Genomic DNA, 26,386 nt, shown 5'->3' with positions numbered 1-26,386 from the left:
GGAGCGGCGCGCCTCGTTGTGTCGATGTGAAAGCGTGACCTGCCGCTGGGATGCGCGCGGGCAAACGCGCCGCGGTGCGTGAGCCGCGCGTTATATCCTCGAACGAACCGCGACCGCGAGGTTCGCTGAAGGAGATGCATGGACGCCGCGACCACCCACGACCGAACGCAACGCTTGTTCCGGTTTCTCCAAGAATTCACGTTGCTGAAAGCCAAACCGCAACGCACCAGCGACAACGACACGTTGCTGTGGCTGCATGCGCTGCCGCAAGAACCTGAAGTTCGCAATGTCGCGCGCGTTCTACCGGAAGCGGCCGGCGACGAGTGGGTGTCGGTGCGCAAACCGAAGTTCACGCTCGCCCCGATCCTTCCGGACGCGCTCAAGGCTTGGGCGGTCGGACCGTTCGATGACAGCCGAAAAGCGCCGACCGTGCGGCCGCAAGTCATCGTGGAGTCGCAGATCATCGACGATGACTTGCGGCCCAAGACCATTCAAGAGACGCTGTTCTTCGACGAGCAACCGCACCTGCTCACCGCGTGGGAAGGATACCAGCGCACTTGGAACGCGTGGGCGACCGATGACCGCCGCGTGAAAAGCGTGCAAGACGTGTACTCGAAGTTGTTCAAGTTCCACCAGGACTTGCAAGCGTTCGGGGAGACGTACGAACTTCGCCTTGGCCTCGGGTACCTCGCGTGGCGCACGCCGGACGGCGCGGACGTCCGGCGGCACCTGCTGACGGCCAGCGCGAACTTGCACTTCGACGCGCTCGCTGGCATCCTCACCGTCACGGCCGCCGGTGACGGGGCGCGCACCACCCTCGAGCAGGACATGCTCGAACCGAACGAACGCCCCGCGCCAAGCGTGCAAGAAGCCATCGCCTTGGCGCTCATCGAGCAAGGCGAAGACCTTTGGAGCGCCGAAACGATTCCCGGGTTGCTCGAAACGTGGGTGAACGCCACCGGTGACCGCGGCGCGTACTACGCGGACCTCACGCCGCGCGACGTGACCAGCGACCCCGTCGTGCACTTCGCGCCCGCGTTGATCTTACGGCGCCGCGGCGAGCGCAGCCTCACCGCCGCGTACCAAGACATCTTGCGGCAACTGCCCGCGTTGAGCGGCGTGCCGAACCTCGCGAGTTTCGTGGAGAAGTTCGATGCGCACTCCACGTCCGGTGACCACACGAGCGGCAGCGGAAAGAGCGGCGACGAAGTGTACTTTCCGCTGCCCGCCAACGACGCGCAACTCGACATCATCCGGCGCTTGCGGCGGCAGCAAGGCGTGCTCGTACAAGGCCCGCCCGGCACCGGCAAGTCCCACACGATCGTCAACCTCGTCAGTCACCTGCTCGCGACGAATCAACGCGTGCTCGTCACGAGCCACACCGCCCGCGCCCTCAAGGTGCTGCGCGAGAAGTTCCCGGCGGAACTCGCGGCGCTGTGCGTCACGCACTTGCGCGGCGAGGAAGGCTCGCGTGCCATGATGGAGCAGTCCGTGCACGAAGTGCTGCAGCGCGCCACGCACCGCACCCCGTGGAGCGAACGCGAGCAACTCGAAGCGTTGTCACGCAACCTCGAAACGCTGCGGCAACGCGAAGACCGCTCGCTGGACACGCTTCATGACATTCGCCGCGCGGAAACGGACGACCTCGACTTGTTCGGGTACCGCGGCAGCGCGCAAAGCATCGGGCAGGCACTGCGCGCCGAAGAAGACGCCTTCTCGTGGATCGCGGACCTCGGCGCGCCAAAAGTCGACGCGCCCCTGTCCACGAGCGACGCGCAGCGAATGCTGGCGTTGCTGCGCGACGTCACGAGCGATGAAGCGCGCGACGTGCGCCGCGCGTTGCCGCCGCTCGAACGGCAAGTGCCGCCCGAAGACTTCATTCGCTTCGTGCGCGCCGAGCAACACGCGCAACTCGAGGCGCCCACGCGTGAAGCGGCCCGCGCGCATCCGCACTACCCGCTGCTGCGCGGCGCACCTGCAAACGTGCGCGACGAGTTGACGCGCGCGCTCAGCGCGCTCAGCGCCGCCATCGAAAGCGAACGGCGTCGACCGCTGGCGTGGCTGCCAAGCGCGATCGACGCGACGCTGCAAGGGCAAGGCGGCGTGTGGCACGACGTCCTCACGCACGGTGACGACGTGCTGCCGCGCGTGCAAGCGCGCGCCGCGTGGCTCGACGAAACGACCCTCAGCGGCCTTGAAGGCCGGGATCGCGCGGCCGTGCGGCACGACGCGCACACACTGCTGGAGCACCTCAAGGCGGGCGGCGGGTGGGGCAACTTCCTCGTGAAACCCGCCGCCGTCAAGAACCGCGCGTACCTGCGTGACGACGTCAAAATCGCCGGGCGACCCGCCAGCACACCCGAGGCGCTGCAAGACCTCCTCGATCACTTCGCGCTCACCGCGGCGTTCGAGAAACTCGAAAGCACGTGGCAATCGCTCGGCGTGACCGTCACGGGCACGTGGCCGCAACGCGTCACGCGCCTCGCCGAGCAGCACGCCGCGCTGCGCGACCTCGCCGCGCTCACACTCCTCTTGCAGGCCGCGCGCAGCGCCGTGCGCGCCGTGCCCGGCTTGCCCGAACCGCGCTGGTGGCACGCGGACGACCTCGCCGCGCTCGAACGCGCCGTGAGCGCCGCGACCGCCGAGGAAGACGCGGCCGCGCGCCGCCGCACCCTCGAAGACCTCCTGCCCGCCCTCGACGCGCTGCTCACCAGCGCGGACGCACACGACGTCGCACGCGCACTACGGAACGCGATCGACGCGCGCGACGTGAACGCGTACGGCGCGGCGTACACACGCTTGCAGCACCTGCACGGGCGGCGAGCGCAGCTCGACGAGCGAGACGCGCTGCTCGACCGCCTCAACGCGGCCGCGCCCGCCCTCGCGGACGAACTCACGCCCAGCGCGAGCGATGACGCGTGGACGACGCGCCTCGCGACGTTCGAACGCGCGTGGCAGTGGATGCGCGCCGACGCGCGCCTCACGGAACTCGCCAACCCGGACACGGAAGTCGACGTGCGCGCCGATCTCGCCGCGTGCCGACAAGACATCCGCGATACGCTGCGTGACCTCGCCGCGCTTAAAGCGTGGTCGAGCACCCTCGACCGTCTCACGCAACGCGAACAGCAAGCGCTCGTGCGCTGGCAAACGGCGATGCGCCGCCTCGGCAAAGGCACCGGCAAGCACGCCGAACGGCACCGTCAAACGGCTCGCGAAGCCCTTGAGGACGCTCGCACCGCCATTCCCGCGTGGATCATGCCGCTGCACCTCGTCGCCGAGACGTTTCGCCTCACGCCTGGCATGTTCGACGTCGTCATCGTCGACGAAGCGTCCCAAGCAGGCCCGGAAGCGCTCTTCCTGGCGTTCATCGCGAAGAAGATCATCATCGTCGGGGACGACAAGCAAATCGAACCTGAAGGTGTCGGCATTCAACTCGAACGCGTCGACGCGCTCGTGAAGCAGTACCTGTACGACTTCCCCGCGCCGGAGATCCTCGGGGACCGCAAAGCGAGCCTCTTCGGCTTCGGCGCGTACGCGTACTCTCCGCAAATTGGGTTGCGCGAACACTTCCGCTGCATGCCCGAAATCATCGCGTTCTCCAGCGGTCTCAGTTACGCCGACCAACCGCTGATCGCGCTGCGGCAGTTTGGCGCGGACCGCCTCGCGCCGCTCGTCGCGCGGCACGTCGACGGCGGCTACACCCTCGCGAAGCGCGGCGATAAAGTCAACCCGGCTGAAGCACGCGCGATCGTCGATCAATTCAAAGCGTGCCTGGCCGACCCGCGGTACGCCGGGAAGACCTTCGGCGTGATCAGCCTCGTCGGGGACAGTCAAGCGGAGGAGATCGCGACGATGCTGCGCGCGGAAGTGCCCGAAGCGGAACTGGAACGCCGCAAAGTCGTGTGCGGCAACGCCTACTCCTTCCAAGGTGACGAACGCGACGTGATCTTCCTCAGCGTCGTCGACAGCCCCACCGACGGACGGCGAGCAACGAAGCGTTCACGGGACGACGCGCTCTTCCAACCGCGTTACAACGTCGCCGCGAGTCGCGCGCGCGATCAACTGTGGGTGGTTCACAGCGTCACCCTCGAAGACCTCCATCCGGACGATTTGCGCGCGTCCCTCATTCGTCACGCGGGCGACCCGGAAGTGCACGCCGCCACGCCGTTGGAAGCCAGGCGTGTCCTGGAGTTGCGTGAGCAAGCCGCGCGGCCCGGTCGGGGTCGGGCCGCGCCGCCCGCGCCGTTCGACAGTTGGTTCGAAGTGGACGTGTACCTCGACATCGCCGAGCGCGGCTACCGCGTGCTGCCGCAGTACGAACTCAACGGGTACCGCATTGATCTCGTCGTGGAAGGCCGGCGCGGCCGCCTCGCAGTGGAGTGCGATGGGGACCGCTGGCACGGCCCGGACAAGTACCGCGACGACCTGCACCGTCAGCAGACGCTGGAGCGGGCAGGCATGCAGTTTTGGCGGGTGCGCGGCAGCACGTACGCGCGCGACCCGGCGTCCGCCCTCGACGACTTGTGGCGCACCCTGGACGCGCGCGGCGTGTACCCGGAAGGCGATGCGCGTAACTTCACGCCGCGCGAAGAGGCCGTCACGCTCGCCGAGCCCATCGACATGGGCGGCTCGACCGACGCCGTGAGCGTGATCGACACGCCAAACGACCCGGACACGCCCGTCACGCCGAACGAACCGATCGGCGCCACCCCGGACGCGTTCACGTTGCCCGCGTACACGCACTGGACGGCGCGCACCTTGCCGGATCCACGCTCCCTCGACTCGCTCGATCCGGTCATCGACGCGCTGCGCGACATCCTCGCCGTGGAAGGACCGATGCCGTGCCGTCTGGCGTACGCGACGTACGCGCGCGCGGCAGGCGTGAACCTCGGCAAGACCGTGCAAAGCCTCCTCAACCGCGCGGTCGCCAAAGCGGTGCGCGGCGGTGTGTTCGTGCAAGTCGACGAGTGGCAGCGCCCCGGGCAGATCGATAAGATCGTGCGCCTCGCGAACACGCCGCCCGTGCGCCTGCGTGAACGCGGTCCGCGTGACTTCGGGGACGTCCCGCCGTCGGAAGTGCGCGCGTTCATGATGGAGTTGCTGCGCCGCGAACCGTTCCTCGCGGACGCGAACGACGAAGCGTTGCTGTTCCGGCGGGTGCTGCACGCGTACGGCGCGCAACGCCTCACCCTCAAAGCGCGGCAAGTCCTCGAACGCGCCGTGGCATTGTCGAATGACGACGCCACGACGCCCGGGCGCGCCGAGCCGCCCGCGCCATCGCTGTTCGACGCGCCGCTCGCGGAGGAACCCACCGCGTAACGCCCACGCTGAAGGCACCGAGGACCGCGAACGCCAAGCAGCGTTCGCGGTCCTCGGTCATGACCCGCCGTGACCTTCACGCATGACCCCGCGCGCTCCTTGCGCGCGGAGCGTCGATTTCAAACAGGATCGCTCAAGTGCAGAACGGCGACGCCCGCGCGTGACACGAGCCGCCGTTCTTGAGAGCCGCCCACCACGCGCACCCAACTGTCTATCACCACGATCGGTTCGTCCGCGATGACGGCCAAGCGCACGTGAAAACCGCCGTACATCCCTGGAATCGGCACCCAAAGCTCCGACGGCTGCAACTCCAGCAAAACGTCCAACGGCGGCAACCGCACGCCATGCTGCTGCACCAACGCGGCCGCGCGACCCAAGATCACGGTGTGCACGAGCTCCTCGACGTCCTGCAGAAACGAAGGAGACACGAGGTGCGTCGGCGGTTCGAGCAACGCCGTCAAGTGATGGTGACCGCGCTGCCGAGCGACGTCCACGGGTCGTTGTCGCTGCGCGCTGCGCAACGACTTGAACGCACCGAGCGTCAGCAACCGCTCGACCACGTCGACGCTCGCGCCCAAGTACGCCGCTTGATGCAGCGGCGTGAATCCTGACGCGCCGCCCAACCTCGTGGCGTTCACCCACTGCGGACGCTGCTCCAGCAGTTGCAGCATCGACGACCACCGCCCGGCTTTCGCATGATCGAGCAACGCGTGCAGTTGCCATGCCACGTCACTGGGAACACTCGCCGCGTTCGTCACACCGAACCATTCGCGTGTCATGCCGAACGATACCCGCGCGCCGCTCCATGGTCGACACCAAACGCACACGAGGTGAACGTCTCCCGCTCGGCAGCTGGCGCTCACGAAGCGAAGCGTTCGCGCGGTGAAACGCGTCGAGCACCCTTCTGGCCGCACGCGTCATAAGTTGCGTTCAACCGCCGATTTTGCGACAACTCAAAGCATGAGCACTTTCGAAGCTGCGTTGGAAGACCTTCTTCGCCGCGTCATTCGCGAAGAACTGCAAGCGCACTTAAGCAGCCGTTTGCCTTCTCCGTCCGAAGCGCCGTCCGGGAAACTATCGTACTCGATCTTAGAAGCGGCGGAGGTGCTCGGCGTGAGCCGCAACTCCGCGTACCGCCTTGTCGGCACGGGCGCGCTTCGCGCCGTGCGCGTGGGGCGGCGGTACTTGGTTCCCGCCGACGCTTTACGCGCTTACTTGCAGGCAGCCTCCGATTCGTAGCGGCGCGCCGCACTTCATGGAACGGTTTGTTGAAGGGCGCTCGGCGAACGCGCGCCGAGATCTACACGCGCTTCACCGCAACGGCGGCCGGCCGTGGAGTCAACGCGGTTCAAGGCAACTCGACGGGAGTTGCCTCGGTCATCGCGCGGCGATCATGCGCGCTTCAAGGTTCACGACGATCGGCGCGTGCGCTGCGGCGTACCCGTCATCGCAAACCGCGGGGTTGACGTGCAGGGTCGCGCCTCGCATGAGCTGTCCGTACCGCGCGTGAATGTGCCCGTGCACGTGTAAGCGCGGCCGCACCTCGTTCACGCGCGCGAGCAAGCTCGGACAGCCGACGTTCGCGGAGTCGTCCGCGAGGCGGTCGAGCACGCCCAACGGCGGGCCGTGCGTGACGAGCACGTCCACGTCCCTCGGAATGCGCCGCCAATGCGCGTCGATTTCCCTTGGTGCGCGTATGAACGCCCACTCTTCGAAGACCGGCGTGATCGGCGAACCCCACACGCGCACGCCGCGCACGGTCACGCCGGCGTCTTCCAAGTACGTGACGTTCCTGGGCAGCAGCGACCGCGCGAGTATCGGGTCACGTTCGAACAGCACGTCGTGATTTCCCGCGACGAGCACGCGCGCCTCGAAGTTCCCGATCGACGCGAACCAAGCGAGGAAGTCCTCGAGTTCCTCGCGCGAACCGGCGTGCGTCGCGTCGCCCGCGTGCACGAGCACGTCCCCGTCGGGCACGCGAACGTCACGGTGACAACCGTGGGTGTCGGACAGAAGCACGAAGCGCACACCTCGTTATAAGGCGTCTCATGAGCGTGCCGAGCGGCATTTGCCCGACGGTGGCCCTGGACGACAGCAGCGTGCCTCGCAATCGCACCCGCGTCGTGATGCGCAGTCAAGTCTGCTGATGAGTCGCGTTGCCCGCTATGAAACGGGCAACGCCGCCGCACAAGGAGCGCTGCTGTCATCGCGTCGTGTCAGCCGCGCGTTCATTCGATGTTCGGGGAAGAACGACGAGGCGATGAGTTTCGGTGGCGCGATGGGTTCGCGACGAAAAGTCATCAAGGACCCCCCGTGTAGGCTCGAATCATGAACGACCAATCGTTGCGCGACGTGTTACACGCTTGCGCCCCGACCCTTCGCGACGCCTTGTCCGTCGATCTCGTCATGCCGACGAGCGCGCTCGCTTGGCAGTACGACCTGCCCGACGTGCCCACGCCGCTGCTCGCGCGGGAATTGCGGCTGGTGGTGCAACCGCTGATCACGGTCATCGAGCGTGACGTTCCCCGCACGGCCGCATCGAAGACGACCGTGCCGGTGACGGTCGTGCTCGACGACGCTGAACTCGCGACGTTGGAGCCCTGGCGGCTTCGAACCGGTCTCAAAACTGCCTGAGCAGGATGACCATAGCGGCGAGCTGAACCATGCCGAGGTAGTTGTCGGCCAAGCGTTCATATCGCACAACCACTCGCCGGAACCGCTGCAACCAAGCGGCGAACGCGAGTGAGCCGATGTTCCTCCAGCTTCACGATGGGAGCTTCCCCTCGCTGTCGCTCGGGGCGAACAACCGCTCGACCAGGAAGCGTCGCTTCGCGCGACGTAAGGGTCGTCCATCCTGCGTCTTGGTCCGGTTCTTGCGGTTCCTCGCGATCATCTCGATGCCCTCGGCCGCCAGCTGCTCGTCGAGCACGTCACTGTCGTACGCTGTGTCACCGATCAGTCGAGCGGGATGATCGAGGCCGAAGGCAGGATCAAGAGTGTCGTGGACCAAGGTAACTTCATGCGGTGCAGCAACGGCGAGGTGCAGAGCGTTCGTGTTGACCAGCGCCGTCCGCGATTGCCATGATCTTGCAGCCCTTGCCTCGGGCACCGTCATCGATACGATCGCCCCCCCTTTGGCGGGCACGAAGGATCCGTCGATGAGCCACTCGGCCAGGTTGACGTGTCCGCGCTCGACGAGGTCCTCGTAAAACGCTTGCAGGAGGCGGTCGAGCATTCCTGAGCGCACCCACGCTTGGAAGCGGCAGTGACACGTCTGGTACGCAGGAAGGCGCGTCGGGAGGTCCTTCCAACGCGCTCCAGTTCGCACGACCCACGGCACGCCCTCAAGCACCATGCGGTCGTCGTGGCGTGGTCGGCCGGTGGGCTTGGGTGGTGGGAAGAGCGGTTCAATGATCTTCCATTGCGCTTCGGTCAGTTCCACACCTCCAGCATGACGCTACCCATTGAACGAGTTTTGAGACCGATTCATGTTTTGGGTGCCATTCGGTGCCATTTGGTGCCACAAGCACCGTGGTGCCCAGATAAAGCGCGCGCTCGAACGTCGCTGACCTTCGCTTTTTGGTACTCCGCGCAGCCCTTCCATGGCAAGTTCCACGCCAAGCTCACCATGCCCAAATCGCGATATACACAATTTGCTTCGCTGCTCGCTCGTCACGCGTCGTCGCGTTTGGCGTGCAGCTCATCGGCATCGAACACGAAGCTCGGGTCGAGCAGTTCGTGCAACTGCAAGCCGAACGCCACGGCGACGCGCTGCAAGGTCGTAATTCGCAGGTCTTTGCGCCCGTTCTCGACTTGCGTCACGTAACTGCGGTGCATTCCGGCCCGATGCGCGAACTCGTCTTGGTTCAGGCTCAGCGCGTGCCGCAACGCGAGGATGCGCGCGCCGACGTGCTGCATCACCGCGTGGTCGTCGGCAGAGGGGGAGGGGGTGTCGCCTCGGCTTGGCATCCCTTCAGGCTTTCAGGGCGCTCACGAAGACGCGACTTGCAGTGGCAAGTCTACTTACTACAAGACTAGCGAGCGTTCGAATGTTGTGAGCGAGCGTCATGCTCGCCTTCACGGAGAAGCCATGCCCAACCTCACCCTCGTCGTTCACCTCAGCCGTTTCGCCCTCGCGGCCTCCACACCTGCCTTCCCGCCGAGCAAGACCGAACACCCCCACCTTGCGCGGAGGACCGCGTGAAGCTGTCGCCTGCTGCCCTGGCCATCCTCGCCGCCGTGTACGCCACTTGGCTCGCCGTGATCGCGTGGATGATGACGTGGCACTGGAGCGCGCCGCTGATCGTGTTCATGCTCGGCGCGGTACTCCTTCACATCTCGGTCCTCGGTTCGCCGCTCCGCGCCCTCGTGCGACGCGTGCAAGTCGGACGCGGCGTGACACCTCGCTGCGCTCAACAGCTCACCTTCGCGGTGGGCTTCGTGCTCGTCGCCGCCTGCACGCCCTTCGCCGTCGCCGCTCAACGGCAAGCGGAGGCGCGCGAACTCGAAGCACGCCGCCTCGAACGAGCCGCGTTGGCTCGCCGTGAAGCTGTCGCCCACGCCGAACGCGAAGCCGCCGAGGCAAAGCGGGCAGCGGAGCAAGCGATGGCCGAGCAACTCGCTGCTGAAGCGTGCGCCCAAGTCAAGCAGCAGCGGCAACGCGAGGAGGTGCAGCGCCAAGAACGCGAGCGCCGCGAGGAAGGGCAACGTCAAGAACGCGAGCGTCAAGAAGCCGCGAAGCGCGAAGCCGAAGCACGCGCCCTCGAACAGCTACGAGCGCGTGACGACGCAGCGAGGGTAGCGCAACGCCGCGCCGAAGAAGGGCCGTACGACAGCTTCCAAGCCCAACAGATGTGCATGACGCGCGTGGCGAAAGACTTCGGCCTGGAACGTTGGAACGAAGTCATCGAGCAAGGCAGCTACGTAGAGCTCATGGACCGCCGCATCCGCAACACGACGTGGGGCAACGGGCACATGTGGTGGTGGCGTCCAAAGCTCAAGAACGCCTACACAGACGAAGTGGTCAGCGTGTTGTGCCGCGTGTATGACGATGGCCGCGTCGAAGTCATTTATGACGATTGAGCACTTCGCCGCTAGAGGGTGTTTGAAAAGGCTGTGCTGGACGTCGAACGGCCGCGCAACTTTTCGCGCAGTGACGCGGTGCACGAACGCCGTTCAATCGGCGACGTCATCGAACCTCGCACGCGCGTCACGGGCGCCACCGGGAAAAGTCAAGCGCGCCACGCGCTTCGGCCCGCATGCGCGCGTCACTCATCGTCGACGCGTACCGCCCGCCAATCGCGCGGCACAACACGTCACGCGCGTCGACGTTCACGCGAAACACCCCATCGCGGTACCGCACGTGCACGATCTCACTGCGCTGCCCACGCGCGCCACGTCACGCTCGGCTCCTCGGGCGCACGCGCGACGCTCACCACCACCACCGGCGTGAACGCCGCGTCCAAGGGTACGTCGAACGCCGCGCGCGTCAACGCGTCCCACCACGCGTCATCCCGCTCGGGCACGTGATCGAAATCGCCGGACGCGTCAAGCAGACCGAGCCGCCTGAAGCCGCCGTACGTGTCGTCTTCGTCCACGTCACGCAACGCGCCTTTGACGCGCGCGAGAATCTCCCACGCGAACGATGCGTCACCACGCTCACCTGGCGAAAAGCGCCCCACGCTGGGCGAGATGGGCACGGTCAAGCCGCGGTGTTCATCTTCCAGCGCCAGCCACGCGATGCCGTCATTGTCATGTACACGCGCCGTCCACGCGCCTGACGTACTTTGAATCGCGGCGATCGCGTACGGAAGCGCGACGCGTTCAAACTTCACGGCCGCACGTCCACTCGAACCACCCCTTCAAACGTGCCGTCATCCACGACAAGATCCGCTGAAGCGTCGATCATGCCGTTCACCGTCCTGCCTCGGCAGGGCGGATGACCCGCGCAAGCAACGCGAGGGTGCTCACGCCGTACAACTCCGCCAGCAACACGATCGACGCGACGTCCGGTGACGCCGCGCCCACTTCCCACGCGGTGAGATCGAACACATTCACGCCTGTCCAATCAGCGACGTCCTCCAACGCAATGCCCGCCGTTTCCCTCGACGTGCGCAGCAACCGCGCGAGCGCGTCATGATCAAGGTACTCCCGCCCGCGCGGCACGTCCTCCCCGTGCGCTGAAGCATCGTCCGGCTCACCGTTCGCCTCACCGTCAAGCTCGTCGTCAGGCTCTCCGTACGGCAAGTCGGCAAGCGGCGGCGGCGGCATCGGCTTGTCCACCAGGTCCCGCGTGCTCGGCGTCAGCGGACGCCCGTCAGACGTCACGGGCGCAGGCAAGCTCGCGAGGCGCTGCAACGCTTTCGCTTCGAGTTGCCGCACGCGTTCACGCGTCAACCCCAACACCTGCCCGATCTCCTCGAGGGTCGCCGGTCCGCGTTCATCGAAGCGCCACTGCAAAATCTGCACGTCACGTTCACGCAATCGATCTTGATGCGCGTGCACCAACACGCGAATCTCCTCGGCGGTGATCGCGTCACGCCCGAGTTGCCGCGCGACACGCGCCAGATCCGCCGCGCTCAACGTGCGCGCCACCGCGTCCGGCAACGGCTCGTCGCGGTGCACGGCCAGACGTGCGCGCGCCCGCACGATCGACCGCAAGCGTCCTTCCGCCGCCAAGTCCGTCGCCATCTTGTAACTCACGCCACGCGCATCCGCCCACACTTCAAGCGTCACGTACGCGCTCGGCACGGGCGGCGTCGCTTCGAACGTCGCCAGCACCCGTGCGTCTTCCGGCACGATCGTCATGTGAATGCCGCCGTTCACGCCCACCACGTGCTGAAGGCCGCTGATGCGGTAATCTTGCGCCAAGCGGCGCGCCATGCCCAAGCTCGTCGTGCGGTTCGGCCACCACGCTTCAAGTGACACCATGCGTTCGCACGACGAGCTCGTCACGCTTCGCTCACCCAAGCGCTCGGCGAGTTCCGCCAGCGCCCGCTGCTCGAGCTTGTTGACGCTCGTGGCCGTCGTGCCGTCCCGCGCGGCCACCTCGACGATGCTGAACCCTTCGAGACGAGCGACGAGCACTGCCCCGCCCGCGCCGCCCAGTTCACGCGCGAACTCCACGGCGCTCACCTCGTCAAGGTCCGGTTCGCTGAGCGCGCGACGCATCTTACCTAGAATGCCAAGGTGCGGTTGCGCGCGGACACTCACCGTGTCACCGCGCAGTAACGCCGCCGCGCGACGCACGCCACTGTAAATGATGTTCGGGACGTGCTCACGCGCCACGTTCAACACGCGCGCCGTGTCATCACGATCACGCTCCTCAAGTTCCGCGAGAAGCGCTTCGCGCTGCTGCAGTCCGAGTTGCGCGATCACACGCCGCGCACCTTGCTCGTCGAGCGTGTCGTTCCCGCTCGCTACGCGTAAACGCGTCATCAAATCCAACGGGGTGTTCCCGAAGTGCGTGCTGCCGTCCGCCACGGCGCGCGGTGCACGCGTCGAAACGCGCTCCTCGCCGGTCGCGTTCCACGAAGGCGTGTCGTTCAAGTGAGTCATGTAACCTCGCTTCCAAACGGTAGTCTTTCACTGCCCGCCCGTCCGTACAAGCGCACATGCCCACCGAGCTTCCCACGACCACACCCGCGTGACGAGCGCTGCGCCGTCTGAGGTTTGACGTGAACCCGGTTTGTCGGCCCACTCCGAATAGGACACGATGGTCCAGAAGGAGAGGGCATGAAACGCAAGCAGTACACCGAGAAAGAAATCCTCGACATCCTCGCCAAGGTCGAAGCCGGACAGACGATCGAGCAGGTCGCCCGTGAAGTTGGCGTCGCGCGAACGAGCATTCAGCGCTGGCAAGCCAAGTACGGCGGCATGACGCACGACGACGCCAAGCGGCTCAAAGCCCTCGAAGAAGAAAACCGACGCCTGAAGAAGCTCGTCGCGGACCTCGCCCTCGACAACAGCATTCTCAAGGAGGTCGTCGGAAAAAAGTGGTAGACCCCGACGCCACGCCGCACGCCCAAACACCCGTCAAAAAGCGCGTGGTGAAGTTCGTGCGCGACCAGTTCGGGGTGAGCTTACGTCGTGCGTGCAAGATGCTTGGCTTCCACCGCTCGACGCAGCGCTACGAAAGCCAAAAAGACGACGCGGCGCTGGAAAACAAGCTCAAGCAGCTGGCCGTCGATCGACCTCGATTCGGCTACCGACGCCTGCACGTCCTGCTGCGCCGCGACGGCGAGGTCGTCAACCACAAGCGGGTCTACCGGGTCTACCGCTCGCTCGGCCTGGCCGTCCGCAAAAAGACCCGAAGAAAGGGGGCCGCTGGGGGGCGTGTGCTCACCCCGCCGCCGGGCAATCGCAATGAGCGGTGGAGCAGGATTTCGTGACCGACCAACTCGCCAGCGGGCAGCGCTTTCGCGTGCTGAACGTCGTCGACGACTGCACGAGAGAGTGCGTGTTGAGTTATGCGGCAACCTCGATTCCCGGCGCGGTCGTCGTGCGCCTGCTGAGTGAGGCCGTGAAGGAGCGGGGCAAGCCGAAGGTGTTGCTGAGCGATAACGGGCCGGAGTTCACGGGCAAAGCGCTTGACTCGTGGGCCTTCGAGCACGTCATCAAACAGGAATTCATCGAGCCGGGCAAGCCGATGCAGAACGCCTACATTGAGAGTTTCAATGGGCGGATGCGAGACGAGTTCTTGAACACGCACTGGTTTTTGAGCTTGCCGCAAGCGCGGTTGAGCTTGTCCGTGTGGCGGCAGGATTACAACGACATTCGGCCGCACAGCTCGCTGGGCAACCTTGCTCCTCATGAATTTGCCCGCCAGTTGGCGGGCTGAGGTACTGTGACGCATTCGAGGTGGACCGACGACGGGGTGAACCTCAGCACGCGAAACACCGTGACCGCCGCACTGGGAAGGACGTGCGCAACGAACGGCCGTGCGGCACGGTCGTCATCGTGTCGCGAGCAACGTTTGAATCAGCGATGAAGCGCCTTCACTCGGCGGTGAAGGCGGCGCGGGAGGTGGAACGTCGTTTGGTTCTGCGGTCGTGGACGGCGACGCGCCGCCGTTCAAGCCGAGCAGTTGGTCAGGACCGAGCGGTTCAAGCACTTGCAGCAGCAGCACTTCACCCGCGAACCACGTGGGTGACGTCCACGCCGGTCCGGGCAGTGGGGGAGGCGCGGCGTTGCCGAGCACCGCGAACGTGACTTGCTGCCCTGGGCGGTCGTGCGCGGCGACACGCGGCGCGGCCGCGAGTTGCGCCGCCGCCCACACGTCCTCCGTGAACGCCGTGACGTTCACGTGGTGCGCGCGCCGCAAGTCGGCGGCAGTGTGCGCGAGGCGCGCGTGCACGTCGTCGACGTCACCGTCCCACAGCAACTCCACGAGGCCATGGTGTCGTAGCGCCTCGGCTGCCGCGGCGACCTCCACGGTCGGCACCGCGTCCGGAGTCGTTACGTGCAGTCGCAACGGGTGCGGCGCGGGCGGTGAGAGCGGCCGTTCGGTCGCGCGTCGCAACGCGCGTTGCGTTTCGGTGAGGCGGGCGCGTTCGTGCTGCAACGCTTCTAGGTGCGCGAGGCGCACGCGGTAGCGCAGCAACGTCCGTTCCCACTGCCACGTGGCGCGCGCGACGCTCCCGAAGTGCTCGTGCCGTTCGCGGCGTAACGCCCGCAAACAGCGTTGCAGCGCGTCGCGTTGCCGTTCGCGTTCGGCACGCGCGCGTCGTTGCCGCCTCGTGAATGGACGCAGCAAGAACGCCAAGCAGCCTTGCGGTTCGGGCGTGGACGGTCCGAGGGCGGCGAGGTTTGCGAGGAGGGCGGCGCGGCGTTCCTCCAAGACGGTGAGTTGCGTGCGTGCGCGACGCGCCGTGTCGTCGTGCGTCACGAACCACGTGGCGTCGTGCGACGCGAGCGCGCTGTCAACGTCGGCGAGCAGCGCGGTGAGGCGCGTCACGGTCGCGTCGTCCACCGCGCGACCTCGCCGTTGCCGCGCGAGCAGGCGACGCAAGCGCGCACGGTGGCCTTCCACGCCGCCCGCGCGGTCGCACTCGTCGACGACCGCGTCCACTTGCCGCGCGGTCACGTCCAGCGCGTGGTCCAAACGCGCCGCCATGTCCGCCAGTCGCGCGGGGCTTTGCTGCAACGCGATTCGACCGTACTCCCACGGGAGCGGCTCGTCGTACCGAGCGAGGTGCTCGTCCACGAATTGACGTGGCGCCCGCAAGGCCGTGGTGAGCGCGTCTCGCCACGCGCGTTCGGCGTGCGCGTCGTCGTCGGACGCGTCCGGCGCTGGCAACGTCGCGTCGGGCACGTCGGGCGGCAACGCGACGCTGGGCAGCGCGTCGTTCGACGGTGGCCACAACGACGACCACAGCCGCGTGATCAATTCGCTTTCTGGCGCGCTGTGTGCGTGCAGGGCGCACATGCCCAAGGCGGCCCAGTCGCGCCCGTTCGGCGTGACGCGGCCGAGCGGCACGTCGCTGAGCACGCACAACTCCACGAAGTGCTGCGCGAGTGGCGCGAGGTCCTCAGGGTGTTGCAAGTACAAGTCCGCTTGGTTACGCAGCGACAACGGCCACACGCGCGTGACAGGCACGGCCGTTTCGCTCGCTTCGAGGCGCGACACGTTCGCTTTGGCGTGCGTCCACTGTTCGGGTGTACTGGCCGCGACGTCCGGCAGCAGCAGCAGCACGTGCAGTCGCACTTCCAAGCCGGCCCAGTCCGCTTGCTCGAGCGTCGTGGGCAAGCGGTTGACGTGCGACATGAGGTGTTCGTCGTGCGCGTCGGCGAGCCACACGAGGGTCACCGCTCGGTCGACGACGTGCCCTCGCCGTCGCAGCGACAGCAACCGCTCTTGCGACAGCAGCGCGCGCAGCGCGCGCGTCAACGCTTCAGGCGAACGCGTGACTTCCAAGCTTTCGCGCAGCAGCCCTTCGCGTTCTTGCCACGCGCACTCCAACGATGGCAGCAATCGGTGCGGCGTGCCTTCAAACGCGACGACGATGGTCGGGTGCAAACGCATCATTCACTCCAACAGTGCGGTGAAGTCGTCGAGAATGCGATGCGAACGGCTTGAAAGGACGCGTTCGAGCATGGTGGCGGTGCACGACGCTTGCGCTTGGAAGAATTCACGTTCTTCGTCCGGGCGTTCCGCGTCATTCGCGAGGTTCCAACTCAACGCCAAGAACTTCTCGAGGTTCTTCGCTTGTTGATCCGCGCTCCACTTCGACCATTCGAGTTCCACGAACTTCTCCATTTCCTTGTACAAGAAGAAGTTGCGGCACAACTCGTCGAACGATGCGGTGACGCTGCGGTGCAGCGGGTACCAGCGCAGCGTGCCGTCACGATCCGATTGGTATTGGTACGCGCCCGTGTCAACGGCGACTTTGACGTGCCCGAGAACGCGCGCGCGCGTCCACAATTCACGCGCTTCGTCAACGTGTGGCAGCGGCGTGAGGTCCGGCAGCGACTCCCACGCGCGGTGAATGTGGTAACTGGCGTTGCCGCTGAGACGCGCGTACTTCTCGCGGTACACGTGCGCGTTCGCCAACGCGAACGCGGGAATCGCGGCTTCCACCTTGTACAAGATCACGCGGTTCGGATCCCCGGTGGACACCAATTGGAATTTGTGCAAGTGCCCCGCGAAGACGTCTTGCACGACCGGGCTGAGCACCGGGTCGTGCTCGTCGCGTTTGTCCGCCACGCCGAGAATGTTGAGTTGCTCGAGGTGCCCGACGGCCGGGTTGGACACCCACGCGTCTTGGTAATCCCAGCACGGCGCGCTGATCTCGTCGAGTTCACGAAACGTCCGGTCCACTTCGCGCCGCAGCGGATCCATCGGGTTTTGCGCGACGGCGTTCGCGAGCCAATCGCGCAAGGTGCTCGTCGCGCGTTCCTCGAAGGCGGTGGCGAGGGCGCGCGCGTACCCATCGGTGAGCAGTTCGTCCAAGCCAATGCCGCGCACCCGCGCCACGGCGGGCGTGTCACGCACCGTCACGAGACTCGGGTCGCTCGGCAAGTGCGCGGGTGGCAACGTCAACGTGAACGGTCGGGGCGGCAACGCGGACGCGCGCGCCGCGAAGCGGGTTTGTCCGGTGCGTTCCGCGAACCACTGCGCGACGCGCGCGCTCGCTTGCCCGAACTCGGTGAGGTGCGTGCGCACGCGCGCGAGGTACCGCTCGACCGTGTGCACGCGCGCGACGCTCATGCCGACGCGTTGCGCGTGATCACGCGCGCTCGCGAGGGCTTTGCGCGTCAAGACCGGCTCGGCTGCGGACGACCGACCGCCCAAGTTCAAAAAGCCGCTCGTGCGCGTAGGCACGTTCGCGCGAATTTGGGTGGTGTACCGCTCTTTGAGTTCCGTGTACTCCGCGTGCGTTTTGTCCCGCGCCGCTTCCAACGCGTGCAGGTGCTTGCCAAGCTCGGCCGCGTGTTGTTCGAGGCCGACGCGCAAGTCGGTGAAACTGTGGCCTTGCTTGAACGCCGCGCGCAGCCGCTCTTCAAGTTGACGCGTCCACTGCTCGACTTGCGGTTGCCACGCTCGAACTTGCAGTTCTTGCGTGCGCGCCGCGACGCCGTCCAGTTGCGTTTGCCAAGCGGCCCACGCGGCTTGTTCTTTGTGCGCGTCGTCCAGCGGCGCCGCTTGGAACGGCACGTCCGGCGCGGCGTCCGCGTCCAGGGTTTGCAACGCGAGCGTGTCGCACGACCACGGGCGTTGCGGGGTTTGCAGCCACGCGGCCGCTTCCGCGAGCACTTCGCGGGTGCGCGCGACATCAAGGTTCGACGTTTCGAACTGCAGTTCGGCCGCGCCGAAACTGGCGTAGTGCGCGGTCTTGCCGTAAAAACGCCCTTGCCCTTCGGTGAGTTGCACGACGATGTTGTCGAAGATGTCCGCTTGTTCTTTGCCAAGCGGTCCGCCCGCGAGGAACATGCCGATGCCGATCAACTCGCTGAGGTTTTCCTTGTCGTTGAACGTCTTGCCCGCACGATTTTGCCGATTCACGAGGAAAGTCATGTCGAACGGTTTCTTGTGCACTTCGATGCGTCGACCGCCGAAGGTGTACGCCCAACTGTCGTCTCGACTCATCAAGTAATCGAGTTCTTTAAGCGCGCCGTACGCGTTGGCTTCGACGTTTTGCGTGCCGGGATTGGGCGTGAAGATGTCGGGCAGCACCAGGTACCCGAACAATTGATCTTCGTCTTTGAGCAGGTCACGCAAGATGAGCGCCACGTCGATGAAGGTGCCTGAGCCGGTGCCACCGGCGATAGAGCCGGCGACGCACACCGTCAAGTTCGGCCCGAGCGACTCGTAAATAGCGGTCGCGTCGGCGGGCGTGCGCACTTTGCTGTAGTCACGCGCGTCCGCGAGGAGGTTGCGCAGCGTTTCGTACACGGTTTTGGCGTTGGCGAACAACGCGAGGCGTCCAAGGGCACGCACTTGCCCCGCGCCGGACATGATGTTGGACTTCAAGGAGGCTTTGTGCGGCCACCACTCGCGCACTTCGTCGTTGACTTTCGGGAGTTGGCTCGCGCCGCGCGCGACGATGTGCACCAACTCGTTGGCGTTGAGTTTCACGTCTTCCACGACGCCATCCGGGCGGCGCGCGGGGACGCTGCTGGCGTTGTCGTTCGTGGTGTCGATGACCAAGAAGGACACGAGGGGCGGCATTTCCCCGAAGGTCTCGATGTACTTGCGTTTGGCGTGCAGCAACGCTTCTTTGCCGGTGCCGCCCAAGCCGATCAGGACGGTGCGTTTCAAATGGTGAACGGGCAGGTTCATAATGCTCCTCAAGGACGCCGGAAGGTGAGGTCGCCTGCGTGGGCGCCGTCACGCAGCACTTGAATGGAAGTGTCGAAGGCGATGGATTCGCCGGCGCTCACGTCGAAGCCTTCATCGAGGAGTTGCACGGCGTCAGGCAGGTGCCGCACGCGGACGCTGTTGGCGCGACGCGACACTTTCACGCCGCGCACGTGAGCGCCGAGCGCGTCGAGGGTCGCTTGCTCACCGCGAAGCGGCAGTCGGCGGTCGCCGAGCAGCGCGTACGCCCACGGGCGACGCGCGATCCACCCGCGGGTGAGCAACGCGCTGAGAACGATCATCGCGGCGAGCGCCGCCCACCACCAGCGTTCCCACCACGTCAACGGTTGCCGCACGATGATCGGCGCGACGGGCTGGACGGCCGCGTCAAGTGGTCCGCTCACGGCAAGGCGAACGTTGACGTGCTCGCCCGGGGGAAGGTGGTCGTTGCGCAACTCCACCGTCAGCTGCTCGCCAAGTTCGACGAGCGCTTCACGCCGTCCGTTCACGGTGCCAGTCAAGCCTTCGGGCACGTCCGCCAAGCGCACCGTGAGGGGCGTTGACACCCACGAGTTGCCGCTGACGTCGAACGTGACGCGGGTGCGGCCGCCGCGGGGAAGGTCGGTGACGGCCGTGGCGGTCGACGTGAGCGTGTACGTGGCCGCCGGGTGGTACGCGAGGTTCAACGCGACGGCGTCGGGTTGCACGATCGCACCTTCCGGCGCGGTGAAGCATAACTTCGCCGTGTACGTGCCGTCCGGTAAGTTCTCAGTGTTGCGCAATTGAAAGTGCAGGCGCGCGGTTGCACCTGGTCGCAGCGTGGCTTGCACGAACGCGCCGTGCCGTTCGAGGGTGGGCGATTCGACGCGTACGCTCAACGGCACCGTGCGTCCTTGCGTTCGCAACGCCACAGTGCGCGTCGGATTCGGGTGGAGTTTCACGTTGCCCAAGTCGAGTTGAGCGGGTTGCACGCGCACGACGCTGAAGCTCGGCAGTTGCCCGGGCGCGGCGCTGAGCGTGCGCGTGCGCGGCACGCGCTGCAATTGGCTTGCCACGTCGGGCGGCGTTTGCAAACCAAGCGTCACGTAGTACAGCCAGTCGTACGCGCCGCGGCGTAGCGCGTAGGATCGCAGCACTTGCTGCAAGCGCGCGGAGGACGCGCTGTCGTTGTCGTGGCCGTCGGTCAGCAGGAACAAGGTCGTGGCGACGTCGTCACGGGCGGGCAGTTGATCGAGCAGCGTCTGCAGCGAACGGTAGATGAACGTGCGGCGACCGTGGGCGTCCAAGCGGTCGACGTACCCCGCGAACTGCTGCCGCTGCTCGGGCAAACGAAATGAGCGTGTGAATGTGAGACCCGCGTCGAAGGTGGCGAGTTGCACTTCCGTGTTCGCGGGCGCCGTCGCGAGAAAGCGTTTCAGTTCTTGCTTGACGCGTGGGAAGATCACAGGCGACTCGTTCGCGCCGAGCATGCTGGCCGACGTGTCGATGAGGAAGACGAAACGAGACGAGGTGGGCGGTGGTTCGGCGGTGAGCGCCCCACCACAAGCGGCCGCCGCCGAGCTCATCAAAAGCGTGAAGGCGACGAAGTGGCGTTTCTTCATTCTCCTCATCATAAGATCAAGGGTCTCGCAGCGTTCTGACAAATGCCCACGCGAACAACACCGTCAACGCACTCGACACGCGCGAAGACGCCTTCACCGCAAGCGAACGACCACATCGAACCCACCCCCAAGATGCGTCGACACGACGTCAAGTAGTGACGCCGCGTCGACGCTTCCCGCCGGACCCGCACCTCACGGCGACATCGACGATGCACGAAACGCACGTGAATTCCACGCCGCGGGTCCGCCACGCTTGAGAAACGACCCTTCAACGCACGCGACCCTCACCGACGCGCCACCAAGCGCCGTCGACATGAATCGCCCTGCTACATTCGAACGTGTCCTCCGCAGTGCGCACGCGCGACGAGCACGCATTTCGTATCATCGCGCTCGGCCCGCCATCACCAAACGTGTGAATGATCGCCACACGTGTACGACCGCCACCTTTCAACTGACCTCGAACGCTCGCACCGAACGCGCGAACCGCGCCGTGAAGCACGCGCCGTCGGCGTCGTGTCCCTACGCGTCGTGAACAAACGAGGCGCCGTGCTTCTCGCACGCCGAGGTGAGGTACGCTCGACGCCCCATTCTGTTCGAGGTGATTGCGACGTCCAACTCGGTTCGCCGAGGCAGCAGTCCGTCCCGGGTGCGGCTGCGAGCGTTGACATCTACTCGCACGCGCTTCGCCTTCATGTCGACGCGTCACACATGCTGATATTGCGGACGGCGCGGTTGCGACGACGGTCAGACCGTCACGCACAGCTGGTGGCCGCTGCGCCGCGAGGCGGCCGCGTGGCGAACTCGGGATGCGCCGACAGGCAGTCACGTCGCTGCAGCGATTCGTTGCTCGCCACGATTTATGAACGCGTGCACCACGTTCCGCGTCTGCTCGAACGCGCTTCTGCGCCGCGTTCTTCGATACGTGAACGGCATGGGTGACGGGACTAACGCGTCTCACAGCGTGGTCACCGGACGTCGACCGAGCGTGTGCGAATCGAAGTTGTGGACAAGCGTCAGCCGCCGCACACGCCTGTGCAAGGAACGTCACCCGCGGTCCGCCCATTGCGCAGCGGTCGATGAACGTTCCAGGCGCCGCCTTACCATCGGCGGTACCGCACGGTCACCGTGCGTCCCAGCAGGGGCAACGACTCGTGTTGATCGCAGTACCCGTCGACGACGCTTTTCAACAACGCGCTGTCACGCACGACATCCCGATCGTCACTGAGGTGGTACAACAGCGAACGCGTCACGAACACCACGAGTTTCACGCGCGGCCGCGACGCCATTACGTTGAACCGCCGCAGATCGAACAAAAACGCGTCTTCCGCACGAATCAAGTCCGGGTCGCCCACGCCGAACGACGCGAAGATCACGTCCCGCTCCTGCCCTTGAAAGCGCTCCACCGTGTCCACCGCCGAGCGTAACGCGGACAGCGGCAGTGGCGCGCCCCGCGCGGTTCGCTGTCCGCGGAAGGCGCGTTGCAACGCGTCGAACACCTTCGCGACTTGCGCTTTGTGCGGCGTGACGATTCCCAAGCCGTCTTCCCAAAAGCGTTCGGGCGTGTACAAATCCGCCCTGGGCGAACGCTCACGGCCCTCGGCGTCCACGCGCCCAAGCGGTTCGCTCGCCAGCGTGCGGTGCAGCACGAACGCGAGCGCCGCGATCGCGTCCGCTTCGAACGCGTTGGCTTGCGCGCTCGTCTCGTCGTCGTACACCACGCACGTCACCGGCCAGTCCGGGCGCAGCAGCGTGGACCACGCGGGCGTCCACGCAAAGCCCTCCGGCCAGTCCGCCGGGCGCTCCAGCATCGGTCGCGGCACGTGCAACGCCAAACGCGGCGAATGCGCACGCAACGCCGCGTCATACCCCGCGAGGTGCCCCAAGCGCACGATCGCGTCACTCGAACGGTAGTTGACGTTCAAGTTCACGGTCGGCACGTCGTGCGCGCGCGTCATGAATTCGTACACGCTGCCCAAGCGCGCTTCGATCAACGCGGGTTTCTCCGCCGCGTGAATGGGCGGCAACTGCCGATCATCCCCGGCGAGCACGACCGCTCCGCCCGGCGCGAGTTTCGTGAACACCAACGTGCTCGTCGCGACGTCCAACTGGCTGGCTTCATCGATGACCACCAAATCGAACCAAGGCCGCAGCGCGTGCCGCGCTTCGCGCGTATCAAGCCCCGCGTACGCGAGGTTATGCACTTGCTGCGCGGGCATCCCGACGAGCAGCACGCCTTGCTGGGGCGGCGCGGCCAACTCGTCGAGCAGCGCGCTCGCCGCCGCGCTCGGCTCACGTCGATCCAAGGTGACGTTGTTCAACGCGATGGGCGCGAACACCGCTTTTCGCAACTCCTCCGGCGCGTCACGCGACGCGTTCTGCACGCGTCGAAACGCGACGTTCGCGTCGTCTCCGACGTCCTTGCACACGCGTTGCAGCACGTTGTCAACCGCCGTATACGTGTTCGCCGTGACGAGCACCCGTAAGCCCCGCCGGGAAAGGCGCGCGAGGATCGCCGCGCCTCGCACGACCGCCGACACCGTCTGGCTTTTCCCCGTGCCCGGCGGACCCCACACGACGCTCAACCGCCGCGACAACGCCGCTTCCCACGCTTCCCACTGCGACGCGTTGAGGCGCACGCCTTGCCGTTCGAGTTCCGCACGCGCCTCAGCGAGGCGCGCCGCGTCGAACGTGCGTTGCTCGTGCGTGACGCCCGCGCGCCACAAGAAGTCCGCTGCGGGCACGACCTGCGCGGTCGGCAAGGCGAGGCTGTGATCGGCCGCCGGGCCGAGCATGCGCGCGGCGAGGCCGTTGGCGTCCACGTCGCGTGGACGCCCGATCGCTTGCAACGTCACGCGCAGCTTGCGGCTCAAGAAGTCCTTGTCAAACCGATCGAGCATCACGTCACGCGTGAAGTCCGCCAGCCACCCTTCGCTGCGCCAACGATGCGGATCGAATGGCACGTTCGTGATGCCGCTCGCGCGCAACACCACGACGCCTTGCGCTCGGTCGATGGCGAGCAACTCCACTTGCGTGACGCCCGCCTCCCCGACAGGCAGCTTGAGCTGCCACGGTTTCGCGACGCGCGGCGCGCCCGGCAGCGTCGACACGCGGCGGTGCAGGAACACGCTGTCCGCGCGCGGCGACAACAGCAAGCTGAGGTCGCCCGAGCGGACGTTCACGTCACGACTTTCCGCGCTGAGTTCGTACACCAGCATGTCCGGCGTGACCTTCAACGCCAACCCGAGGTGGTCGTTCACGGCGAGCAACGCCGACGGCACTTCGTGCGGTTCGAGCAGCCGCGTGAGGTGCGCGCTGCGGTTGCGCGCGACGCGTTCGTGCGGCGCGAGCGCGTACGTCACTTCGCCGTCGAGCGCCGCCATCGCGGCGTTCAAGCGTTGGTAGTGATGCCACAACTGCGCGTCGTCCGTCACTCCGCTGAGCACGTCGTGCCGAGCATTCACGAACGGCGCCGCTTGATCGCTGAGCACATCACGCAAGTCCGCGCGCAAACGTCGCGTGAGCAGCATCAACAAGTACGCTTTGAGCGCGCTCGTCCGCAGCAGCATCTCGCGCCGCTCGTCGTACCGCGCGTCGGCATCCCACGCTTCATGCAACCGCTCGGACGGCACGAGGTGACTGAGCGGATCTTGAAACAACGCCGGCACGCTCGCGACGGTCTCCACGAAACTCGGGTGGTAATGCCGCGCGACGTCCGCGAGGGTGTAGTGATGCGCGACGGGCACGCGCACGTGCGCGTGCACGGCATGCGCGACGACCGTGATGGGACTCGCGCGCGTGGCGGTGTCCGCGTGCCGCATCACCTCCGCGTTCGGAAACAACCACGCGAGGTCGTGCAAGTCCGGCTCGGCCATCAACGCGTCGAAATGCCGACTGATGAGGCGCGACAAGTGCCGCAGTTGCGCGTCGTCCCACACGTACACTTGATAGCGACTGGGTTGCTCGCCGCGCGTGCGCGCGCGGCGCTGCGCGTCATCCCCGCGTACCCACCGCAGCAGGTCGTGCAACGCCCGAGCGAACTCCAGGAAGCGCGCGCGTTCCACGTGCAAGTCGCGCTGCTCCACGAAGAAGACTTGCAAGCCGTCGTCGCGCGTTCCCCACTGCCGTCGCCTCGCGACGCGCGACGGCTCGGCTCGCGTCACGCCATCCGAACGCACGAACGCCACGGGTTCCGTCCACGTCGCGCGAAACGCGAACGTGCTCGTCACGGCGGTGCTCGGGTCGTACTCGAAGTTCAAGAACACTTCGAGCTCCACGAACTTTGGCAGCGCCGCGGACGTGCCGCTGTGCTCGATCAACCCGCTTTCCCCGCGCGTCAAACTGCGCGCGCGCGCCGTGAGCACGTGTCGTTGCGCGCGCAGCAACGCGTGCCCGTTCAACGCCGGGTCGTCGTCGAGCAGCGCCGCAAGGTCTTCGACGGTGCTCACGCCGATGTCGCGCAGCACGCGCGCCGCGCCACGCGTCAACCCGAACACTTGACTGAGGTGCCGCTTTCCCGGCCGGGCGGCGAGCGGCGCGCAATGCCGTTCGTGCCACGTCGGCTGTCCCGCTCGGTCACGCCACGCGTGCCCGAAGAACTCGCAACTCATGCAACGGTAATTCACGTGCGTGTCGAGCGCATCGAGCGGCGCGGCGAGGGCGCGCGGCACGTCCCGTTGCAGCACGTGCAGCAAACGCGGCGCGTACACCGCGAAGTCCACGCGTTCCACGTCTCGCTCGAGCGCGTCGAGCGCCGCGCTCAACGCCGCAGGCGTTTCATCGTGCGGACGCGTCCGCACGAACGCCGCGAGGTGACTCGCTTCGTACGAGCCCGGCCAGATCGCGCCGTCAGGTACGACGACGAAGCGGTGCGACAAGCGCTGCTCGTGCAGCCACGCGGCGAGCGCCAGCGTGTAGTACACGACTTCTCCGAAGTAATTCGCGCCCGGCTCGCTCGACAACTTGACGTCCACCACGCGCAGCTGCATACGCGTGTCATGCGCGTCGATTGGCACGCACCGCCCGTCCGCGCTCAACCCGGTCGTGCTGAAGCGCGCGGGTAGCACGAACAGCACGTCCGGCTGCACGTCTGCGAAGGCCAAGGCGTTTCCGACGGTGTCCCGCGCGTCGTCCAACTGCAACGTGCGCCGCAGCGCGCTCGGCACGTCGAACCGCGGTTCGACGAGCACGTGGTACGCGCGCGCGTCGTCCAACACTTCTCGCAACGGCAACGCCGAGAAGCGGTCCGGTTGCGTGGGGTGCGGCGCGGACCGCACGCGCGCACCGAACGCCGCGCGAAGTTCGTCGATCACGTGCCGTTGAAATTCGAAGCCGACGTCCGCCACGGTCCGCAAGCCGCTGCGCGCGGCCTGACGAGGCGGCAAGCCGACGGCGGCGCGTTCCTTGTCGCGGTACAAGTACAGTTTCAACTGCCGCTCGCACCCGTTTTTCAGGTACAGCGAAATGGCTTTCTTACTCAAGTAGGGCATGCCGTGCCGTCACGATAGCAGCGAGCGCGAGGCTCGTCGCGCACACTTGCGCACGATGGAAGAAGACTGTACGACGTGGCTTGTTGCGGTGGTGCCCGCTCGGCTCGAACGCATCGGCAAGCGCGCGTTGCCAACGCGGCGTTTCCGGCAGCGTTCACTCTGCGTGGCATGCTGAAGGGCGA

The 26,386-nt window shown here is 66.3% G+C and carries 14 protein-coding genes and 1 pseudogene; 5 read left to right on the top strand and 10 right to left on the bottom strand.

Annotation, left to right across the window (positions count from 1 at the left end):
- Positions 1-138: 138 nt before the first annotated feature.
- Positions 139-5,319, top strand: coding sequence for an AAA domain-containing protein (locus DES52_RS15585; RefSeq protein WP_110887759.1), 5,181 nt, complete (start codon positions 139-141; stop codon positions 5,317-5,319).
- A gap of 119 nt (positions 5,320-5,438) precedes the next feature.
- Here the strand turns inward: DES52_RS15585 and DES52_RS15580 are convergent, their stop codons facing one another.
- Entirely contained in the window at positions 5,439-6,098 is a 660-nt protein-coding gene (locus DES52_RS15580) for an ankyrin repeat domain-containing protein (RefSeq protein ID WP_110887758.1), read from the bottom strand.
- Positions 6,099-6,279: 181 nt separating this feature from the next.
- On the opposite strand from DES52_RS15580, the gene DES52_RS15575 reads away from it, so the two are divergent.
- Positions 6,280-6,558 carry a helix-turn-helix domain-containing protein gene (locus DES52_RS15575; RefSeq protein ID WP_110887757.1) on the top strand — a complete coding sequence of 93 codons (279 nt, stop codon included), beginning with the start codon at positions 6,280-6,282 and terminating at the stop codon, positions 6,556-6,558.
- 138 nt (positions 6,559-6,696) lie between these two features.
- On the opposite strand, the gene DES52_RS15570 is transcribed toward DES52_RS15575, so the two are convergent.
- Positions 6,697-7,347 (bottom strand): metallophosphoesterase family protein, encoded by a 651-nt coding sequence (locus tag DES52_RS15570; protein ID WP_110887756.1) that lies wholly within the window; start codon positions 7,345-7,347, stop codon positions 6,697-6,699.
- 300 nt (positions 7,348-7,647) lie between these two features.
- Here DES52_RS15570 and DES52_RS15565 point away from each other — a divergent pair, with 300 nt between their 5' ends.
- Positions 7,648-7,953 (top strand): hypothetical protein, encoded by a 306-nt coding sequence (locus tag DES52_RS15565; protein WP_110887755.1) that lies wholly within the window; start codon positions 7,648-7,650, stop codon positions 7,951-7,953.
- Between the two features lie 130 nt (positions 7,954-8,083).
- Here the strand turns inward: DES52_RS15565 and DES52_RS15560 are convergent, their stop codons facing one another.
- Complete coding sequence (locus DES52_RS15560; RefSeq protein WP_425451131.1) at positions 8,084-8,761, bottom strand: IS5 family transposase; 678 nt, start codon at positions 8,759-8,761, stop codon at positions 8,084-8,086.
- 230 nt (positions 8,762-8,991) lie between these two features.
- Positions 8,992-9,288, bottom strand: coding sequence for a helix-turn-helix domain-containing protein (locus DES52_RS15555; RefSeq protein ID WP_110887754.1), 297 nt, complete (start codon positions 9,286-9,288; stop codon positions 8,992-8,994).
- 231 nt (positions 9,289-9,519) lie between these two features.
- Here DES52_RS15555 and DES52_RS15550 point away from each other — a divergent pair, with 231 nt between their 5' ends.
- On the top strand, positions 9,520-10,401 hold the full coding sequence (locus DES52_RS15550) for a hypothetical protein (RefSeq protein WP_110887753.1): 882 nt from the start codon (positions 9,520-9,522) through the stop codon (positions 10,399-10,401).
- A 290-nt stretch (positions 10,402-10,691) separates the two neighbouring features.
- Here the strand turns inward: DES52_RS15550 and DES52_RS15545 are convergent, their stop codons facing one another.
- Positions 10,692-11,153, bottom strand: a complete 462-nt coding sequence (locus DES52_RS15545; protein WP_110887752.1) for a hypothetical protein — start codon at positions 11,151-11,153, stop codon at positions 10,692-10,694.
- A 79-nt stretch (positions 11,154-11,232) separates the two neighbouring features.
- Positions 11,233-12,876, bottom strand: coding sequence for a sigma factor-like helix-turn-helix DNA-binding protein (locus DES52_RS15540; protein ID WP_211317940.1), 1,644 nt, complete (start codon positions 12,874-12,876; stop codon positions 11,233-11,235).
- Between the two features lie 177 nt (positions 12,877-13,053).
- Between DES52_RS15540 and DES52_RS15535 the strand changes: the two are divergent.
- Positions 13,054-14,168: pseudogene (locus DES52_RS15535) on the top strand (IS3 family transposase).
- A gap of 104 nt (positions 14,169-14,272) precedes the next feature.
- On the opposite strand, the gene DES52_RS15530 reads toward DES52_RS15535, so the two are convergent.
- From DES52_RS15530 to DES52_RS15515, 4 genes are all read right to left on the bottom strand, one after another.
- Entirely contained in the window at positions 14,273-16,345 is a 2,073-nt protein-coding gene (locus DES52_RS15530) for a hypothetical protein (protein ID WP_110887751.1), read from the bottom strand.
- The gene (locus DES52_RS15525; protein ID WP_110887750.1) at positions 16,346-19,099 is read right to left on the bottom strand and encodes a tubulin-like doman-containing protein; all 2,754 of its coding nucleotides are present in this window, start codon (positions 19,097-19,099) and stop codon (positions 16,346-16,348) included.
- Positions 19,100-19,107: 8 nt separating this feature from the next.
- Complete coding sequence (locus DES52_RS15520; RefSeq protein ID WP_170131087.1) at positions 19,108-20,718, bottom strand: vWA domain-containing protein; 1,611 nt, start codon at positions 20,716-20,718, stop codon at positions 19,108-19,110.
- Between the two features lie 1,097 nt (positions 20,719-21,815).
- Positions 21,816-26,204 carry an AAA domain-containing protein gene (locus tag DES52_RS15515; RefSeq protein ID WP_110887748.1) on the bottom strand — a complete coding sequence of 1,463 codons (4,389 nt, stop codon included), beginning with the start codon at positions 26,202-26,204 and terminating at the stop codon, positions 21,816-21,818.
- Between the last annotated feature and the right edge of the window lie 182 nt (positions 26,205-26,386).

Source organism: Deinococcus yavapaiensis KR-236, assembly GCF_003217515.1.
Taxonomy (GTDB): Bacteria; Deinococcota; Deinococci; order Deinococcales; family Deinococcaceae; genus Deinococcus_A; species Deinococcus_A yavapaiensis.
The sequence above is the reverse complement of the archived record's forward strand: the minus strand, read 5'-3'. Positions and strand labels throughout refer to the sequence as shown.

Excerpts from the sequence above, each read along its gene's own strand:
- DES52_RS15580 (WP_110887758.1), bottom strand. The coding sequence starts at position 6,098 with ATGACACGCGAATGGTTCGGTGTGACGAACGCGGCGAGTGTTCCCAGT.
- DES52_RS15540 (WP_211317940.1), bottom strand. The coding sequence starts at position 12,876 with ATGACTCACTTGAACGACACGCCTTCGTGGAACGCGACCGGCGAGGAG.
- DES52_RS15515 (WP_110887748.1), bottom strand. The coding sequence starts at position 26,204 with ATGCCCTACTTGAGTAAGAAAGCCATTTCGCTGTACCTGAAAAACGGG.
- DES52_RS15555 (WP_110887754.1), bottom strand. The coding sequence starts at position 9,288 with ATGCCAAGCCGAGGCGACACCCCCTCCCCCTCTGCCGACGACCACGCG.
- DES52_RS15565 (WP_110887755.1), top strand. The coding sequence starts at position 7,648 with ATGAACGACCAATCGTTGCGCGACGTGTTACACGCTTGCGCCCCGACC.
- DES52_RS15525 (WP_110887750.1), bottom strand. The coding sequence starts at position 19,099 with ATGAACCTGCCCGTTCACCATTTGAAACGCACCGTCCTGATCGGCTTG.
- DES52_RS15575 (WP_110887757.1), top strand. The coding sequence starts at position 6,280 with ATGAGCACTTTCGAAGCTGCGTTGGAAGACCTTCTTCGCCGCGTCATT.
- DES52_RS15520 (WP_170131087.1), bottom strand. The coding sequence starts at position 20,718 with ATGAAGAAACGCCACTTCGTCGCCTTCACGCTTTTGATGAGCTCGGCG.
- DES52_RS15585 (WP_110887759.1), top strand. The coding sequence starts at position 139 with ATGGACGCCGCGACCACCCACGACCGAACGCAACGCTTGTTCCGGTTT.
- DES52_RS15530 (WP_110887751.1), bottom strand. The coding sequence starts at position 16,345 with ATGATGCGTTTGCACCCGACCATCGTCGTCGCGTTTGAAGGCACGCCG.